At 70.9% G+C, this 16450-nt stretch carries 16 protein-coding genes; 6 read left to right on the top strand and 10 right to left on the bottom strand.

Going from position 1 to position 16450, the window contains the following annotated elements; genetic code table 11:
* Positions 1 to 19 precede the first annotated feature (19 nt).
* The 3 genes from QTI20_RS30440 to QTI20_RS30450 all read left to right on the top strand — a co-directional run bounded on the left by QTI20_RS30440 (position 20) and on the right by QTI20_RS30450 (position 3184).
* Positions 20 to 1426 carry an ethanolamine ammonia-lyase subunit EutB gene (locus tag QTI20_RS30440; protein WP_286556331.1) on the top strand — a complete coding sequence of 469 codons (1407 nt, stop codon included), beginning with the start codon at positions 20 to 22 and terminating at the stop codon, positions 1424 to 1426.
* Positions 1423 to 2208: an ethanolamine ammonia-lyase subunit EutC gene (eutC, locus tag QTI20_RS30445; RefSeq protein WP_286556333.1), complete on the top strand. Its 786-nt coding sequence runs from the start codon at positions 1423 to 1425 to the stop codon at positions 2206 to 2208. The genes QTI20_RS30440 and eutC overlap by 4 nt, the downstream gene beginning before the upstream one ends.
* Before the next feature lie 100 nt (positions 2209 to 2308).
* The gene (locus QTI20_RS30450) at positions 2309 to 3184 is read left to right on the top strand and encodes a hypothetical protein (RefSeq protein ID WP_286556337.1); all 876 of its coding nucleotides are present in this window, start codon (positions 2309 to 2311) and stop codon (positions 3182 to 3184) included.
* A gap of 24 nt (positions 3185 to 3208) precedes the next feature.
* Here the strand turns inward: QTI20_RS30450 and QTI20_RS30455 are convergent, their stop codons facing one another.
* The 9 genes from QTI20_RS30455 to QTI20_RS30495 all read right to left on the bottom strand — a co-directional run bounded on the left by QTI20_RS30455 (position 3209) and on the right by QTI20_RS30495 (position 12463).
* Positions 3209 to 4000 (bottom strand): DUF3047 domain-containing protein, encoded by a 792-nt coding sequence (locus QTI20_RS30455; protein ID WP_286556338.1) that lies wholly within the window; start codon positions 3998 to 4000, stop codon positions 3209 to 3211.
* A gap of 119 nt (positions 4001 to 4119) precedes the next feature.
* The gene (locus tag QTI20_RS30460) at positions 4120 to 4575 is read right to left on the bottom strand and encodes a YchJ family protein (RefSeq protein ID WP_286556339.1); all 456 of its coding nucleotides are present in this window, start codon (positions 4573 to 4575) and stop codon (positions 4120 to 4122) included.
* A gap of 47 nt (positions 4576 to 4622) precedes the next feature.
* Positions 4623 to 5606: a tripartite tricarboxylate transporter substrate-binding protein gene (locus tag QTI20_RS30465; RefSeq protein ID WP_286556340.1), complete on the bottom strand. Its 984-nt coding sequence runs from the start codon at positions 5604 to 5606 to the stop codon at positions 4623 to 4625.
* Positions 5603 to 6733, bottom strand: a complete 1131-nt coding sequence (locus QTI20_RS30470; RefSeq protein WP_183027448.1) for an acyl-CoA dehydrogenase family protein — start codon at positions 6731 to 6733, stop codon at positions 5603 to 5605. Before QTI20_RS30470 ends, QTI20_RS30465 begins: the two co-directional genes overlap by 4 nt.
* Before the next feature lie 37 nt (positions 6734 to 6770).
* On the bottom strand, positions 6771 to 8012 hold the full coding sequence (locus QTI20_RS30475) for a glutamate carboxypeptidase (RefSeq protein ID WP_353507305.1): 1242 nt from the start codon (positions 8010 to 8012) through the stop codon (positions 6771 to 6773).
* A gap of 29 nt (positions 8013 to 8041) precedes the next feature.
* Complete coding sequence (locus tag QTI20_RS30480) at positions 8042 to 9226, bottom strand: acetyl-CoA C-acyltransferase (protein WP_183027449.1); 1185 nt, start codon at positions 9224 to 9226, stop codon at positions 8042 to 8044.
* A gap of 158 nt (positions 9227 to 9384) precedes the next feature.
* Complete coding sequence (gene aceK / locus QTI20_RS30485; RefSeq protein WP_286556344.1) at positions 9385 to 11205, bottom strand: bifunctional isocitrate dehydrogenase kinase/phosphatase; 1821 nt, start codon at positions 11203 to 11205, stop codon at positions 9385 to 9387.
* Positions 11186 to 11974, bottom strand: coding sequence for a carbonate dehydratase (gene can, locus QTI20_RS30490; RefSeq protein WP_183027451.1), 789 nt, complete (start codon positions 11972 to 11974; stop codon positions 11186 to 11188). Before can ends, aceK begins: the two co-directional genes overlap by 20 nt.
* Before the next feature lie 66 nt (positions 11975 to 12040).
* Positions 12041 to 12463, bottom strand: a complete 423-nt coding sequence (locus QTI20_RS30495; RefSeq protein ID WP_286556347.1) for a MerR family transcriptional regulator — start codon at positions 12461 to 12463, stop codon at positions 12041 to 12043.
* Positions 12464 to 12583: 120 nt separating this feature from the next.
* Here QTI20_RS30495 and QTI20_RS30500 point away from each other — a divergent pair, with 120 nt between their 5' ends.
* The 3 genes from QTI20_RS30500 to QTI20_RS30510 are packed head-to-tail and all read left to right on the top strand — an operon-like array spanning position 12584 to position 15847.
* Positions 12584 to 13657 carry an MBL fold metallo-hydrolase gene (locus QTI20_RS30500; protein WP_286556348.1) on the top strand — a complete coding sequence of 358 codons (1074 nt, stop codon included), beginning with the start codon at positions 12584 to 12586 and terminating at the stop codon, positions 13655 to 13657.
* Positions 13658 to 13690: 33 nt separating this feature from the next.
* Positions 13691 to 15019, top strand: a complete 1329-nt coding sequence (locus QTI20_RS30505; protein ID WP_286556350.1) for a leucine-rich repeat-containing protein kinase family protein — start codon at positions 13691 to 13693, stop codon at positions 15017 to 15019.
* Positions 15020 to 15076: 57 nt separating this feature from the next.
* Positions 15077 to 15847 (top strand): SDR family oxidoreductase, encoded by a 771-nt coding sequence (locus QTI20_RS30510; RefSeq protein ID WP_183027455.1) that lies wholly within the window; start codon positions 15077 to 15079, stop codon positions 15845 to 15847.
* Here the strand turns inward: QTI20_RS30510 and QTI20_RS30515 are convergent.
* Entirely contained in the window at positions 15844 to 16413 is a 570-nt protein-coding gene (locus QTI20_RS30515) for a DUF4124 domain-containing protein (RefSeq protein ID WP_286556351.1), read from the bottom strand. The two genes, QTI20_RS30510 and QTI20_RS30515, sit on opposite strands and share 4 nt — an antisense overlap.
* Between the last annotated feature and the right edge of the window lie 37 nt (positions 16414 to 16450).

The raw sequence follows: 16450 nt of genomic DNA on the forward strand, positions 1-16450 counted from the left end.
GCCCCCACGGACCCGCGCCATGCCCTACCGCCACACCCTCGGCACCGCCACCTGGGCCTTCGCCGACCTGCGCACGCTGATGGCCAAGGCCACGCCGGCGCGCTCGGGCGACGTGCTCGCCGGGCTGGCGGCGGCCACGGCGGTGGAGCGCATGGCGGCGCGCATGTGCCTGGCCGAGGTGCCGCTGCGGCGCTTCCTCGAGGAACTGCTGGTGCCCTACGAAAGCGACGAGGTCACGCGGCTGATCGTCGACACGCACGACGCCGCGGCCTTCGCGCCGATCGCGCACCTCACGGTCGGCGACTTTCGCGACTGGCTGCTGTCCGAGGCGGCCGACAGCGCCATGCTGGCCCACGTGGCGCCCGGCATCACGCCCGAGATGGCGGCCGCGGTGAGCAAGCTGATGCGCCAGCAGGACCTGATCCTGGTGGCGCGCAAGTGCCGCGTGGTCACGCGTTTTCGCAACACCCTCGGCCTGCCCGGCCACCTGGCGGTGCGGCTGCAGCCCAACCACCCGACCGACGACCTGCGCGGCATCGCGGCCTCGATGGTCGACGGCCTGCTCTACGGCGCGGGCGATGCGGTGATCGGCATCAACCCCGCGACCGACGGCCTGCCCGCGCTCACGCGGCTGGTGCACATGCTCGACGAGCTGATCGCCAAGCTGGGCATCCCGACGCAGTCCTGCGTGCTCACGCATGTGACCAACACCCTGCAGATGATCGAGCAGGGCGCGCCGGTCGACCTGGTGTTCCAGTCGGTGGCCGGCACCCAGAAGGCCAACACCAGCTTCGGCATCGACCTGGCGCTGCTGCGCGAGGCGCACGAGGCCGCGCTGTCGCTGCGACGCGGCCCGCTGGGCGACAACGTGATGTATTTCGAGACCGGCCAGGGCAGCGCGCTGTCGGCCGATGCGCACCACGGCGTCGACCAGCAGACCTGCGAGGCGCGCGCCTATGCGGTGGCGCGCGCGTTCCGGCCGCTGCTGGTGAACACCGTCGTCGGCTTCATCGGGCCCGAGTACCTGTACGACGGCAAGCAGATCATCCGCGCCGGCCTGGAGGACCACTTCTGCGGCAAGCTCATGGGCCTGCCGCTGGGCTGCGACGTCTGCTACACCAACCATGCCGAGGCCGACTCCGACGACATGGACGCGCTCATGACGCTGCTGGGCACGGCCGGCCTGACCTTCCTGATGGGCGTGCCGGGCGCCGACGACATCATGCTCAACTACCAGAGCACCTCCTTCCACGACGCGCTCTACCTGCGAGAGGTGCTGGGCCTGAAGCGCGCCCCCGAGTTCGAGGCCTGGCTGCAGGCGATGCAGCTGAGCGATGCGAGTGGCCGCATGCGGCCGTTGACGGCGCAGCACCCGGCGCTGCAGCAGATGCGCCAATTGCGCATCGGCGACGGAGGCACGCCATGACCGATGCCGATCCCTGGGACGACCTGCGCGCCTACACCGCGGCCCGGCTGGCTTTGGGCCGCAGCGGCGCCAGCATGCCCACGGGCGAGCTGTTGCGCTTCGGCTTCGCCCACGCACAGGCGCGCGACGCGGTGCATGCGGCGCTCGACGTCGACGCGCTCGCGCAGGCGTTGGCCGGCGACGGGCTGGCCAGCGTGCCCGTCCACAGCGCCGCCCCCGATCGCGCGGCCTACCTGCTGCGGCCCGACCTGGGACGGCGCCTCGACGATGCGAGCGTGCAGGCGCTGCGCGCGGCCGCGGGCCCGAGCCCGGTGGCCGGTTGCGACCTGCTGCTGGTGGTGGGCGACGGTCTCTCCTCGCTGGCGGTCGAGCGCAACGCACGCGCGCTGATCGCCGCGCTGCGCACGCACGCGCCGGCCGACTGGCGCCTCGGCCCGGTGGTGATCGCGCGGCAGGCGCGCGTGGCCCTGGCCGACGAGGCCGGCGCGCTGCTCGGCGCGCAACTGGTGGCGATGCTGATCGGCGAGCGCCCCGGCCTGAGCTCGCCCGACAGCCTGGGCCTGTACCTGACCTGGCGACCCGCGGTCGGCCGCCACGACGCCGAGCGCAACTGCATCTCGAACATCCGGCCCGAGGGCCTGGACCCCGAAACCGCCGCCCGCCGCTTCTGGTGGCTGGCCCGCGAAGCCAAGCGCCTGCAGCTCACCGGCGTGCAGCTCAAGGACCGCAGCGACGATGCCGCGATCGCGGCCCCGCCCGCCTCGCCTTCGCTGCCCGCCTGACGTCCCCCGTTCCCAACGCCTGCGCAGGAATCCGCCTGCGCAGGGCCTCGCCTCGTCGGTGGCCACCAGCCGCCGCGTCTTTGAAAATGGAGTTTTCCCAATGATCCGCACCCTCCGGCCCCTGGCCCTCGCCGTCGTCTTCGGTTCGTTCCTCACGGCCTGCAGCGCCCCCGGTCCGTCGGCGCCCGCCATCGACAACAGCGCCATCGGCCAGCCCGAATTCCGCGCCCACACCGCCACCTACGGCGTGGTCTACCGGCTGCCCAAGGAAGTGAACGAGGTGCTCGACGCCCGCGTGTACCCGGTGCTGCGCCAGGACCTGGTGCGCCTGGGCCTGCAGGCCGAAGCGCAGAACTTCAACATCCCGCACGTGACGGTGGTGCACATCCACAGCGCCGACCCCGGCACGCCGCTGAAGATGCTCAAGGCGCTGCCCAAGCCGCCCGCGCCGATCGCGCTGACGCTCAAGACCTTCTACACGACCGAGGCCGCCAAGGACGCGGGCCGCCCCTGGTGGCTGGACCTGGGCGTCGTCAAGACCGGTCCCGGCTTCGAGGCGCTGATGGCCTACAACACCCTGACCACCGCCGCCATGGCCCCGCTGCGCGACGGCCCGCTGCCGCGCGTGACCGGACCGGTCTACGCCAAGATGGGCGAGGCCGGCCGCGAGCTGGTGAAGACCGTGGGCGTGAGCGGGGTGAACGTGGTCAAGGACGGCAAGGAACTGCGTTCGCACAACCCGCACAACACGCTGGTCTACAGCATGGCGCCCTTCACGCCCGCGGTGCAGGCGGCGATGAACCAGGAAGCGGCCAAGTTCAACGCCGTACTGCCCGAGGGCATCGCCACCACCTTCCGCGACGTGTCGATCGTCGAGCTGGCCTTCGCCGGCAACGTGACGCGCGAGATCTACCGCATCAGCCTGGTCGACGGCAAGGTGACCGACGTGGCCACGGGCAAGACCATCGCCCGCTAGGGGCTGTGAACAGGCCCTGACGGTTCAGGGGCCGTGCACCGTCTGCATCGACGGTCCGGCCTGCGTGCCGCGCAGGTCGAGGTCGGCGAAGTAGGCCAGGCCGTGGCCGCCGGTGTTGTCGGCATCGGCCGAGACCGCCACGCCCACCACGTCGGGCTGCAGCCCGCCGGCCTCCGCGCCGAAGGCCCGCTGGTAGTCGGCCAGCAGGTTGCGCCGCTCGCTGCGCCAGGGGCCGGCGGCGGCGGGGCCGGATTCCAGCACCAGCATCCGGATGCGCTGGGTGAACGCGTTGACCAGCGCGGTGTTGCGCGCCTCCTTCTCGTCCCACACGTAGCACAGCGTTTCGCTCGGCACGTCCTCCCCCGTGGCGCTGCGCGCCAGCGCCAGGCGGGCGCGTTCGCCGAAGGGCAGGCGGTCTGTCGGCAGCGCGAAGAACACGCAGAGCTTGGCGGCACCGTCGTCGCCCGCGCGGGTGCGCAGGTCGGCCCCCTCGACGAAGCGATCGACCCGCCAGCGCCAGGCCAGCGTGGCGCCGTCGTCGAGCGTGACGTGCACCGGATGCACCAGGTTGCCGTAGGCGTCGTCGGTCTCGACGCGCAGCACGGCACGGCCGTCCTGGCGCTCCACCGCGAAGCGCGTGGCGTTCTTGTGGGGCAGCGTGCTGAAACGCCACGGCGCGGGCGCCTGCCCGGTCGAGGTGACGGTGAAAGGCGTGAGGATCGGCGCCGGCGCGCCCTGCGCCTGCGCCGTGGGCAGGACCGACAGACACGACAGCAGCGCCAGGGCCGCCATGCAGGAACGACGTAACGGAGTCATCGGGAGCGCCTTCCGCCAGGGGGTTGCCGAACAGCCGCACAGTGTGCCGCGTTCAAGGCCCGGACGTGTGACGCGGCAACGAATCGTTGCGTTCGCGCGCCGTGGACAGTCCGCGCCTGCTAGCGCGGCTCGCCGTCGACGTAGTACCAGCGCTGGCGCTCGGCCTGCTCGCCCACGGCGGGCTCGACCTCGCGCATGAAGCGGCTGCGCTCGTGCAGCCGCGTGGCGACGCCGCCGGCATCGCGCTGGCGGGCGACGAACTCGACCTCGGCGTGGTCGGCGTCGAGCACCGAGCGCGAGCGCACGTCCAGGCCCAGCCACTTCACGCCGGCTTCGAAATCGACCGTGGCCGGCCGCGTCGTCGGGTGCCAGGTCGCCAGCAGGTACGCGGCGCGCTGCAGCACGAAGGCCGCATAGCGCGAGCGCATCAGCGACTCGGCGTCGGGCGCGGGGGTCTGCTCGAAGTCGTCGAGATAGCGGCCGCAGCACAGCGCGAAGGCGAAGGGCTTGTCCCGGCGGTCGGTGCGACCACAGGGGCAAGGGCCGGCGGGGGGAATGATCGGGCTGCTGCTCATGACGGGCTCCATTGGAACACCATCCGCCGCGGCCTCGGCGAGGGCGCTCACCATCGCGCCTGCCCGACGCGCCAGCGCTCGGCCTCGGCGTCCTCGAGCCGCAGGTAGCCCGCACGCGTCTGCCCGCCCGGGATGGCGCTGTGTTCCAGCAGTTCGCGCCGCACCTCGGGCAGCGCCAGCGCCTCGGTGGCGGCCTGTTGCAGCGGCGCCGTGAGGTCCTCGGGCGTGCCGGGCGGCGCGAACAGCGAGTAGTAGCTGTAGGCCTCGAAGCGCGCCAGCGAGCGGTCGGCCTGCTGCAGCGTCACCGGGCCTTTCGGCATGCCCAGCGTGCGCGGCGTGGGCTGCGGATCGCCGGCGCCGCAGGCGATGCCGAGCACACGGAAGGCGCCGTCGCGCACGCTGTCGATGGCGGCGCTCAGTTCGGCGAACAGCAGGTCGATCCGGCCGGCGGCCACGCCCCGCAGGTCGGGCGTGAGCCCGTTCGCCGGCAGCCGCGTGAGGTAGGTGCGGGTCATGCTCTTGAACAGCTCGGTCGCCATGTGGTCGATGCTGCCGTCGACGCCGGTGGCGATGGTGAGCTGGCCGGGATGGGCGCGCAGGTGGCGCAGCAGCTGCGCGGTGTCGCGGATGCGCAGCGCGTCGGCACGCGCCGGGTTCATCAGCAGCACCATCGGATCGCGCGCCACCAGCGTCACCGGCGCCAGGCTGTCCATCAGGCGGTTGTCGTCGTCGGGCGGCGCCAGGGGCGTGCCCCGGCGCGGCAGCCGCACGCCCGCGAGCAGCAGCGTGCGGGCATCGGGTGTGCCCTCTGCAAAAGCCCGGATCTCGGCCGTGACCTCGCCCTGGCGGTACGCGACCGCCACCGGCCCGGTCCGCACACGGCGCAGCGCGGCGGCGAAGGTCTCGGCCAGGTAGCCGGTGCGCCCGCCGCTCGGGAAGGGCACGACGATGCGCAGCGGGTCGGCCTGCGCATGGGCCCAGGGTGCCGCGGCCAGCGCGGCACCCGTGGCCAGCAGCTGGCGGCGTTTCACGCCAGCGCGCGCTGGATCAGCAGCTTCTGGATGTCCGAGGTGCCTTCGTAGATCTGGCAGACCCGCACGTCGCGGTAGATGCGCTCCAGCGGAAAGTCGTTGACATAGCCGTAGCCGCCCAGCGTCTGGATCGCGGCGCTGCAGACCTTCTCGGCCATCTCGCTGGCGAACAGCTTGGCCATCGCCGCCTCCTTGAGGCAGGGCCGGCCCGCGTCGCGCAGCGCGGCCGCATGCCAGATCAGCTGGCGCGCGGCCTCGAGCTGGGTCGCGCACTCGGCCAGGCGGAAGCCCACGGCCTGCTGCTCGAAGATGCTGCCGCCGAAGGCCTGGCGCTCCTTGGCATAGGCCAGCGCCACGTCGAAGGCGCTGCGCGCCATGCCCACGCTCTGCGCCGCGATGCCGATGCGGCCGCCCTCGAGCGCGCCCAGCGCGATCTTGTAGCCCTCGCCCTCGGCGCCGATCAGGTTCTCGCGCGGGATGCGGCAACCGTCGAAGTTGATCAGCGCGGTGTCGCTGCTGTGCTGGCCCAGCTTCTCCTCCAGCCGCGCCACGCTGTAGCCCGGCGCGTCGGTGGGCACGATGAAGGCGCTCATGCCGCGCTTGCCCGCGGCCTTGTCGGTGACCGCGATCACGATCGCGACCTGGCCGTTCTTGCCGCTGGTGATGAACTGCTTGACGCCGTCGATCACGTAGGCGTCGCCGTCCTTGCGCGCGGTGGTGCGCAGGCTGGAGGCGTCGCTGCCGGCCTGCGGCTCGGTCAGGCAGAAGGCGCCCAGCATCCGGCCCTGCGCCAGCGGCCAGAGCCACTGCTTCTTCTGCTCGGCATTGCCGTAGCGCATCAGGATCGCGTTGACCGGGCAGTTGGTCACGCTGATCGCGGTGCTGGTGCCGCCGTCGCCGGCCGCGATCTCTTCGAGCACCAGCGCCAGCGTGAGGTAGTCGAGGCCGGCCCCGCCGTCTTCCTCGGGCACGCAGATGCCGTAGGCGCCCAGCGCCGCCAGGCCCTGGTGCACCTCCTTGGGGAAGTGGTGTTCGCGGTCCCAGCGCGGGGCGTGCGGCCAGATCTCGGTCTGGCAGAAATCGCGAACCGCGTCGCGGATCGCTTCCTGGTCGGTGGTGAGCAGCATGCGGGTCTCCTTCGTTTCTCTTGTGGTGTCTCGGGCCTTACTTGCCCTGGCCCAGGTCCATGATCAGCCGCGCCGTCATGTAGAGCCGGCGCGGGATCGCGTCGACCAGCACGTACTCGGCCTTGTCGCTGTGGTAGCCGAAGCCCGGCAGGCCCAGGCCCTCGATCACCGGCTTGCCCGACAGGCCCGCATAGGCCGCGTCGGTGCCGCCGCCGCTGCGCTCGTCGACCTCGAGCTGGCCGCCGGCCTCGCGGTAGAAGGTGCTGGCCTTGTCGATCAGCTTGCGGCCCTCGGCGCCGGCATTGAAGGCCGGCCGGCCGCGCGTGACGGTCAGCTTGACCTCGGCCTCCGGCAGCTTGCGCGCCTGGGCGCGTTCTTCCAGCAGCTTGAGCGCGGCCTCGAGGTCCTCGTTGCGCGCGTAGCGCACGTCGGCATTGAGGGTGGCGCTGTCGGGGATGATGTTCGACACCGTGCCGGCCTTGGCCACGGTCCAGTTGAAGCGCAGGCCGCGCGCCTTGTCGTCGATGTCCTGGGTGCGCAGCACCAGGTCGGACGCCTCGACCAGCGCGTTGACGCCCAGCTCGGGCGCCGCGCCCGCATGCGAGGCCTTGCCCTTGATGTCGGCCTGCACGTAGGCGATGCCCGAGGTGCCGAGGTAGAAGCTCTCGCGCTCGGCATTGGTGGGCTCGAAGGACAGCACGTAGTCGGCCGCGCGGGCCTCGCTCTGGATCAGGTCGCGCGAGCCGAAGGAGCCCTTCTCCTCGTCGACGTTGAACAGCACCGTGAGGCTGCCGAAGTCGCGGAAGCCGTAGGTGGTGAGCAGCTTCAGCGCATGCAGGATCACCGCGCTGCCGCCCTTGTCGTCGGCGATGCCCGGGCCGTAGGCCTTGTTGCCCTCGATGCGGAAGGGCGCGCGCGCCAGCATGCCGCGCGGGTAGACCGTGTCCATGTGCGAGATCAGCAGCAGGTGCTTGCCGGCCCGGCCGTCGAGCCGGCCGCGCAGCTTGCCCACGATGTTGTCGCCCACCGCGGGCGCCACCGCCTTGTGGCGGGTGACGCTGAAGCCCAGCGCCTTGAGCTCGTCCTCCAGCAGCCTGCCCGCGGCCGCGATGCCCTCGGCGTCGCCGGTGCCGCTCTCGATGTTGACCAGCCGCTCCAGCGTCTTCACGACCGCCGGCTGCTCGGCCGTGGCCGCATCGAACAGCACGTTGTCGCGCTTCTGCGCGCCGGCCGCCGGCAGCAGCGCCGCCAGGCACAGGGCGAGCATCGTCTGGCGCAACCCGGTGCGCCGTCCACGAAGGGATGCGCTCACAGGAGTTCCAGCGCCACGGCCGTGCCTTCGCCGCCGCCGATGCACAGCGTCGCCACGCCGCGCTTGAGGCCGCGCGACTGCAGCGCGTGGATCAGCGTGACCATGATGCGCGCGCCGCTGGCGCCGATCGGGTGGCCCAGCGCGCAGGCGCCGCCGTGCACGTTGACGATGTCGTGCGCCACGCCCAGTTCCTTCATCAGCGCCATCGGCACCACCGCGAAGGCCTCGTTGACTTCCCACAGGTCGACGTCCTTGACGCTCCAGCCGATCTTCTTGAACAGCTTGGCGACGGCGCCCACCGGCGCGGTCGAGAACCACTCGGGCTGCTGCGCGTGGGTGGCGTGGCCGACGATCCGGGCGATGGGCTTCGCGCCCAGCTTCTGCGCCTGCGAGGCGGTGGTCATGACCAGCGCGGCGGCGCCGTCGTTGATCGACGAGCTCGAGGCCGCGGTGATGGTGCCGCCGTCCTTCTTGAAGGCGGGCTTGAGCGTGGGGATCTTGTCGAGCTTGACCTTGCCCGGGCCTTCGTCGATGGAGATCACGGTCTCGCCGCCGCGGCCCTTGACCGTCACGGGCGTGATCTCGGTCTTGAACAGGCCGTCGGCCGTGGCCTGCTTGGCGCGCTCGACGCTGGCGGTCGCGAAGGCGTCCTGCTGCTCGCGCGTGAAGCTGTACTTGGCGGCGCAGTCTTCGCCGAAGGTGCCCATCGAACGGCCCGGCTGGTAGGCGTCTTCCAGGCCGTCGAGCATCATGTGGTCGAAGATCCGGTCGTGGCCCATGCGGTAGCCGCCGCGGCCCTTGAGCATCAGGTAGGGCGCGTTGGTCATGCTCTCCATGCCGCCCGCCACCATGACGTCGTGCGTGCCGGCCAGCAGCATGTCGTGCGACAGCATCGCGGCCTTCATGGCCGAGCCGCACATCTTGCTGAGCGTGACCGCGCCCGCTGCGTCGGGCAGGCCGCCCTTGTAGGCCGCCTGGCGCGCCGGCGCCTGGCCCTGACCCGCCATCAGGCAGTTGCCGAACAGCACCTCGCCGACCACGGCGGGGTCGATGCCCGCGCGCTCGACGGCCGCCTTGATCGCGGCGCCGCCCAGGTCATGGGCCGACAGGGAAGAGAAGTCGCCCTGGAACGCGCCCATGGGGGTGCGGGCGGCGCCGACGATGACGATGGATTCGGACATGAGGGTCTCCTTGGAGGTAGGGGGAAAAAGAATCGGGTCTCCGGACGCGGAGGACGCGAAGGTTTGGCAGAGGTCGCAAGAAGGATCCAGATCCTTGATGCTTTTCTTTTGCGTTCTCTGCGAAATCTCTGCGTCTTCTGCGTCCGGCGGTTGGGTGTTCAGAAATGTGTCGCACTCCCTTCATACGCAAAGCGCTGCGCCGCGTCGTAGGGAAACACGTCGAGCATCTGGCCGGCGCGGATGCGCTGCTGGTGCTGTTGCCAGAAGTCGGCCTCGAGCAGGTCGGCATGGTGCGCCATGAAGGCCTCGCGCACCGCGTCGTTGCCCAGCAGGAAGGGGGCGAAGGTCTCGGGGAACACGTCCTTGGGGCCGACCGCGTACCAGACTTCGCCGCTCATCTCGTCTTCCTCGTTGCGCGGCGCGGGCACGCAGCGGAAGTTGCAGTCGGTCAGGTACTCGATCTCGTCGTAGTCGTAGAACACGACCTTGCCGTTGCGCGTGACGCCGAAGTTCTTCCACAGCATGTCGCCCGGGAAGATGTTGGCCGCCACCATGTCCTTGATCGCGTTGCCGTACTCGACCACCGCATGCACCAGCTGTTCCTTCGCGCGCCTGGCCTGGGCCTCGCTCTCGGGATGCGCGAGCAGGTCGAAGGTCTCCTGCAGGTAGAGGTTGAGCGGGATCATGCGGCGCTCGATGTAGACGTGCCGCAGCACGATCTCCATCTCGCCGTTGCCGTCGCGGTCGCCGATCTCGAGCTGGCTGGGCGCGAAGCGGCGGATCTCCTCGACCAGCGCGGGCTCGAAGCGGTCGAAGGGAAAGCCCACGTCGCTGTACTCGAGCGTGTCGGCCATGCGGCCCACGCGGTCGTGCTGCTTGACCAGCTGGTACTTGGCCTTGACCTGCTCGCGCGTGGTGTCCTTGGGCTCCGGGAAGAAGTCCTTGATGAGCTTGAACACGTAGGGGAAGGACGGCAGGTCGAACACCAGCATCACCATGCCCTTGATGCCGGGCGCGATGCGGAAGCGGTCGCTGCTGAAGTTCAGGTGCGAGAGGAAGTCGCGGTAGAACAGCGTCTTGCCCTGCTTGGCCAGGCCCAGCGCGTTGTAGATCTCGGCGCGCGGCTTGCGCGGCATCAGCGAGCGCAGGAACTGCACCCAGGCCGAGGGCACCTCCATGTCGACCATGAAGTAGGCGCGCGCGAAGCTGAACAGCATCTGCAGCTCGTCCTCGCCGAACAGCACCGCATCGACATGGAAGCGGCCCTGGTCGTCGTGCAGGATCGGCAGCGCGAAGGGCAGCTCGACGTAGCCGTTGATGATCTTGCCCACCACGTAGGCGCCCTTGTTGCGGAAGAACAGGCCCGACAGCACCTGCAGCTGGAAGTTGGCGCGCAGCTTGACCTGGTGGAAGCGACCGCGCACCGCGGCCGCGACGCGCTCGGCATCGCGCGCCCGGTTGGCGAAGCGGCCCTGCAGCGCGAAGTCCTCGAGCATGCGCTCGACGGTCGGGGCCAGCGTGTCGTGGGCCGGGTAGTAGGGGCGGTAGGTCGGCGCGCCGCGCGGCTCGATGTACTCGGTGCTGAGCGCCGGGCGCACGAAGATGAAGTCGTTCTGGAAGTAGGCGCGGTGCAGGATCTTGGTGGTCACCGAGTTGAAGAAGCTCTCGGCCAGCTCGGGCTGGTGGTGGTCGACCAGCAGGCCGATGTAGTGCAGCTTGACCTGGTGCCACACCGCCATCGGCTGCTCGCCGGCCTTGAACTCCTTCTCGAGCCGGGCCACGGCCTCTCCCACGCGCAGGTCGTAGAACTCGATGCGCTCGCGCTGGGCCCGCTGCTGGCCATGCCAGTCGGCGGTCTCGAAACGGTGCTTGGCACGCGCCGATTCCCCACGGAACAGGCGGTAGTGCCGGTTGAAGCCATCGAGCAGCGCCTTCGCGATGTCGTAGGCCAGCGGCGAATCAAGCCGTTGGGGGAACATGGTCGGGCGCGCCGTCCAGGTCCGTGCTCGTGGGGATCGGGGCCCGCGCCGGCTCCTCGGCCCGGGGACGCGGCACGATCTTCAGCGCCTCGCCGGGCTTGCTCCACTTGTAGCGGATGCGCTGCACCGCGGCCTTGTAGATCGCGTCCAGCGGCTTGGTGCCATTGACGCTGAGCTCCAGGTCCTGCAGCAGGCCGTCGTGCACGCCGAAGCTCCAGCCGTGGATGCGCACCTTCTGGCCGCGGCTCCAGGCGTCGACCATCACGGTGCTCACGGCCACGTTGACCACCTGCTCGGCCACGTTGAGTTCGCACAGCGCATCGGCGCGCACTTCCTCGGGCAGGCTCTCGAGCATCACGATGTGGCGGTCGCGCACGTCCTGGATGTGGCGGATCCAGTTGTCGGCCAGGCCGATGCGCGCGCCGCTGAGCGCGGCCTTGACGCCGGCGCAGCCGTAGTGGCCGACCACCATGATGTGCTCGACCTTCAGGTGCTCGACGGCGAACTGGATCGCCGACAGCGCGTTGAGGTCGGAGTGCACCACGATGTTGGCCACGTTGCGGTGCACGAACACTTCGCCGGGCTCGAGGCCGGTGATCTGGTTGGCGGGCACGCGGCTGTCGGAGCAGCCGATCCACATGTACTTGGGTGTCTGCTGCTTCACCAGCCCGGTGAAGAATCCGGGGCGGTCGCGCTCCATCTGGGCGGACCAGGCGCGGTTGTGGGCAAACAGATCGTCGAGGGAGTCGTCGCGGTTGTTTTCAGGCATGGTCGTATTGTCGGTGACGGGTATCTTGGAAGGGTTGCGGGACATCGTTCGCGGGGCGGGCCAGGGTCATCGCAGCCGCGTCTTCGCGGGTTTGGCCGGCTTCTGTGCCCGCGCCAGCGTGTCACGGGCCTGCTGCTCCTGGTCGCGCACCTCGGCGAGGTTGGCCTGCAACTCGGCCAGCTGCGCCTCGAGCTGGCCGCGGTGCACGCCCAGCACGTCGAGGAACTTCTGCAATTGCACCACCGTGTCGCGCGGGCTGTCGTAGATGTCGAGGATGTCCCTGGCCTCGTCCAGGCTCAGGCCCAGCCGCTTGGCGCGCAGCGTGAGCGCGAGACGCGTGCGGTCGCGCGCGCTGTAGACCCGCTGCAGCCCGCCCGCGCCCGAACGCTCGGGCGCCAGCAGGCCCTTGTCCTCGTAGAAACGGATCGCACGCGTGGTGAGATCGAATTCCTGGGCCAGCTCGCTGATGGAATAGGTCGATGAGGGCATGGACGCCTGTGGCGGAGAAGGAGCGGAAACACGGGACATCACGGTGGCGACAGCGCATCGGCGCCCCACTGCCTACAATGAAGGCCCACTACGTGACGTTTACGTCAACGTCAATCTTACATGAACCTCCTCGAACGCGAACTCCACTACCCCCTCGGCGACCGGCTGCCGGCGCCCGGCGACACCGTCGAGGTCGCGCCCGGCGTGCGCTGGATCCGCATGAGCCTGCCCTTCGCGCTCGACCACATCAACCTCTGGCTGATGCGCGACACGCTCGACGGCGTCGAAGGCTGGACCGTGGTGGACTGCTGCATCGCGCGCGACGAGGCCAAGGCGCAATGGGAGCAGGTGTTCGAGACGCAACTCGAAGGCCTGCCGATCCTGCGCGTGATCGTGACCCACATGCACCCCGACCACGTGGGGCTCGCGCAGTGGCTCTGTGAGCGCTGGCAGGTGGCGCTGTGGATGAGCGCCACCGACTACTACGTGGCGCGCAACCTCACCAGCCCCCACGGCATGGACAACGCGGCCGGCGGCGACGTGGCGGCCAGCTTCTTCGCCTCGCACGGCCTGGTCGACCCCGAGGCGGTGCAGAAGATCCGCTCGCGCGCCGACTACTACCGCAACATGGTGCCCGGCCTGCCGCCCAGCTACGTGCGGCTGATGGACGGCGGCACCGTCACCATCGGCGGGCAGGCCTGGCGCTGCATCAGCGGCTACGGCCATTCCTTCGAGCACATCGCGCTGTACTGCGAGGCGCTCAACCTGCTGATCGGCGGCGACATGATGCTGCCGCGCATCTCGACCAACGTGAGCGTGCAGGCCGACGAGCCCGAGGCGAACTCGCTGCGCCTGTTCCTCGACAGCATCGCGCGCTTCCGCGCGCTGCCGGCCGACGTGCTGGCGCTGCCCTCGCACGGCAAGCCCTTCACCGGCGTGCACCGGCGCGTCGAGCAGCTCGAGGAGCACCACCGCGACCGCCTGGCCGAGCTGCTGGCCGGCTGCGGCGAACGCGCGCTGAGCGCGGCCGACGGCGTGCCCATCATGTTCAAGCGCGAGCTCGACCTGCACCAGCTGACCTTCGCCATGGGCGAGACCATCGCGCACCTGCACCTGCTGTGGCACGAAGGCCAGCTGCGCCGCACGCGGGACGCCGACGGCATCTACCGCTTCCGCCTGGCGTCGACCGCCTGATCCGCAGCGGCGCCGTGGCATGCTCGGCGCTGCATGAACGACACCCTCTCCCGCCTGCGCGACGGCCAGCGCCGCGGCGCCACACGGCTCGCGCTGCGCGAAGGCCTCACCGAATTCCCGCGCGAGGTCTTCGCGCTGGCCGACACGCTGGAAATCCTCGACCTCTCGGGCAATGCGCTGGACGCGCTGCCCGACGACCTGCACCGGCTGCACCGGCTGCGCGTGCTCTTCTGCTCGGACAACCGCTTCACCGTGCTGCCCGAAAGCCTGGGCCGCTGCGCGCAGCTGGAGATGGTCGGCTTCAAGGCCAACCGCATCGCCGAAGTGCCGGCTTCTTCCCTGCCGCCGCGGCTGCGCTGGCTGATCCTGAGCGACAACGCGATCGAAGAGCTGCCCGATGCGCTCGGCCAGCGCCACCGGCTGCAGAAGCTCATGCTGGCCGGCAACCGGCTGCGGGCCCTGCCGGCCACGCTGGCGGGCTGCGAGCGGCTCGAACTGCTGCGCATCGCGGCCAACCGCTTCGACACCCTGCCGCCCTGGCTGACGCGGATGCCGCGCTTGAGCTGGCTGGCCTTCGGTGGCAACCCGCTGAACGCGGTGCGCGAGGCCGCGGTGCTGGCCGCGCCGCCGCTGCCGGCCATCGGCTGGCGGGCACTCGAGGTGCATGAGGTGGTGGGCGAAGGCGCCTCGGGCCTGATCCATCGCGCGACCTGGACCGAGGCGCCGGGCGGCGCGCGCCAGGTCGCGCTCAAGCTGTTCAAGGGCGCGCTCACCAGCGACGGCGCGCCCCAGAGCGAACTGGCCGCGAGCCTGGCGGCCGGACCGCATCCCCACCGGATCGGCGCCGAGGGCCGGCTGAGCGGTCATCCGGACGGAACCGAAGGCCTGGTGATGCCCTGGGCCGACACGAGCTTCGCCGTGCTGGCCGGCCCGCCCAGCTTCGACAGCTGCACCCGCGACGTCTACGCCGTGGGCACGCGCTTCGCGCCCGAGGCCGCGCTGCGGCTGGCGCGCGGCATCGCCGGGGCCGTGGCCGACCTGCATGCGCGCGGCCTGCTGCATGGCGACCTGTACGGCCACAACATCCTCTGGCGCGCCGACGGCGAGGCGCGGCTGGGCGATCTGGGGGCCGCTTCGTTTCTCTCCGACGACGCGGATGCGCTGCAAGGCCTCGAGGCCCGCGCCTTCGGCTGCCTGGCCGAGGAACTGCTTCACCACAGCGATCCGGCGGCCCCGCTGCTCGCGCCCCTGGCCGCGGTGGCCGCGCGCTGCCTGCAGCCCGCGCCGGCCGCGCGCCCGTCCTTCGACGAGATCGCGCGCGCCCTGGCTGGCACCTTGGCGACGGCGCCCGCCGCGCGCTGACACTAAGCTGCACCGCCGCCGCTCGACGGCGTGATCGACGTTTTCAGGAGACATCGCATGGACACCCGCCAACTCTTTTCCCTGCAAGGCCGCAGCGCGCTCATCACCGGCGGCTCGCGCGGCATCGGCCGCATGATCGCCGAGGGCTTCCTCGCCCAGGGCGCCCGCGTCTACATCTCGGCGCGCAAGGCCGCGGCCTGCGACCAGACCGCCAAGGAGCTGTCGGCCCTGGGCACCTGCATCTCGCTGCCGGGCGACGTGTCGACCGTGGAAGGCGCGCACGCGCTGGTCGCGGCCTATGCCAAGCACGAGGACTCGCTCGACATCCTGGTCAACAACGCCGGCGCGGCCTGGGGCGCGCCCTATGCGGAATTCCCCGAAAGCGGCTGGGACAAGGTGGTCGACCTCAACCTCAAGGCGCCCTTCTTCCTGACCCAGGCGCTCACGCCCATGCTCAAGAAGGCCGCCACCGACCACCTGGCCAAGGTGATCCACATCGCCTCGATCGACGGCCTGTCGGTGAACCCGCAGGAAACCTACTCCTACGCGGCCAGCAAGGCCGGCCTGGTGCACCTCACGCGCCGGATGGCGCTGCACCTGGCGCCCGAGCGCATCGCGGTGAGCGCGATCGCCCCCGGCGCCTTCGCCTCGGACATGAACAAGGACGCGCGCGACCACGGCGACGAGGTCAAGGCCCGCATCCCGGCCGGCCGCATCGGCACGCCCGAGGACATGGCGGGCGCGGCCATCTACCTGGCTTCGCGCGCGGGCGACTACGTGATGGGCGCGACGCTGGTGGTCGACGGCGGCGTGATGTACACGCGCTAATTGCAGACGACCGTCGTGCCCACGGGCCGGCAGGTCCGGCCGTCGGGCCGCGTGTAGCGGTCGAGCTTGCCGGTGTTGTCGTAGTGGTTGCCCTGGGTGTCGTTGCAGCCCGAGGGGCCGCAGTTGCGGATGCGCGGGCGCATGTCCTGTGGCCGCTGCGGCCGCGACGGGACCACGACGGGCGGATACCAGGCCTCGGCTGCGGCCCGTTCCCTTTCACGCTCCCGTTCGCGCTCGACGGCGCGCGATTCGTCGCCGCGCCGGTCGAGCACGATCGGCCCGCCCGGCGGTGCCGCGGGCGGCATGGCCGCCTCGACCGTCTCGCGCTGCAGCCGGCTCGCGCGTTCCACGCTGTCGAGCTGCTCCTGCCGGCGCGCGCCCTCGGGTTCGCTGCGGCGCTCGGTGGCCTCGATGCCCTGCACCGTCTCGGCGCGCCGCGTCTCGGCGGGGCAGGCGGCGTCGGTGTAGCTCACCCGGCCGGCCGCGTCGACGCAGCGCATGACCTGCGCGGCCGCCGGCGCAGCGAGGCCGATCGACAGAAGACAGAGCGCGAGAAGACGTTTCATGGCGACCCCAGGGAAAGGCGGGATGCGGCGCGGCCGC

The organism is Variovorax sp. J2P1-31 (assembly GCF_030317215.1).
Classification (GTDB): domain Bacteria; phylum Pseudomonadota; class Gammaproteobacteria; order Burkholderiales; family Burkholderiaceae_C; genus Variovorax.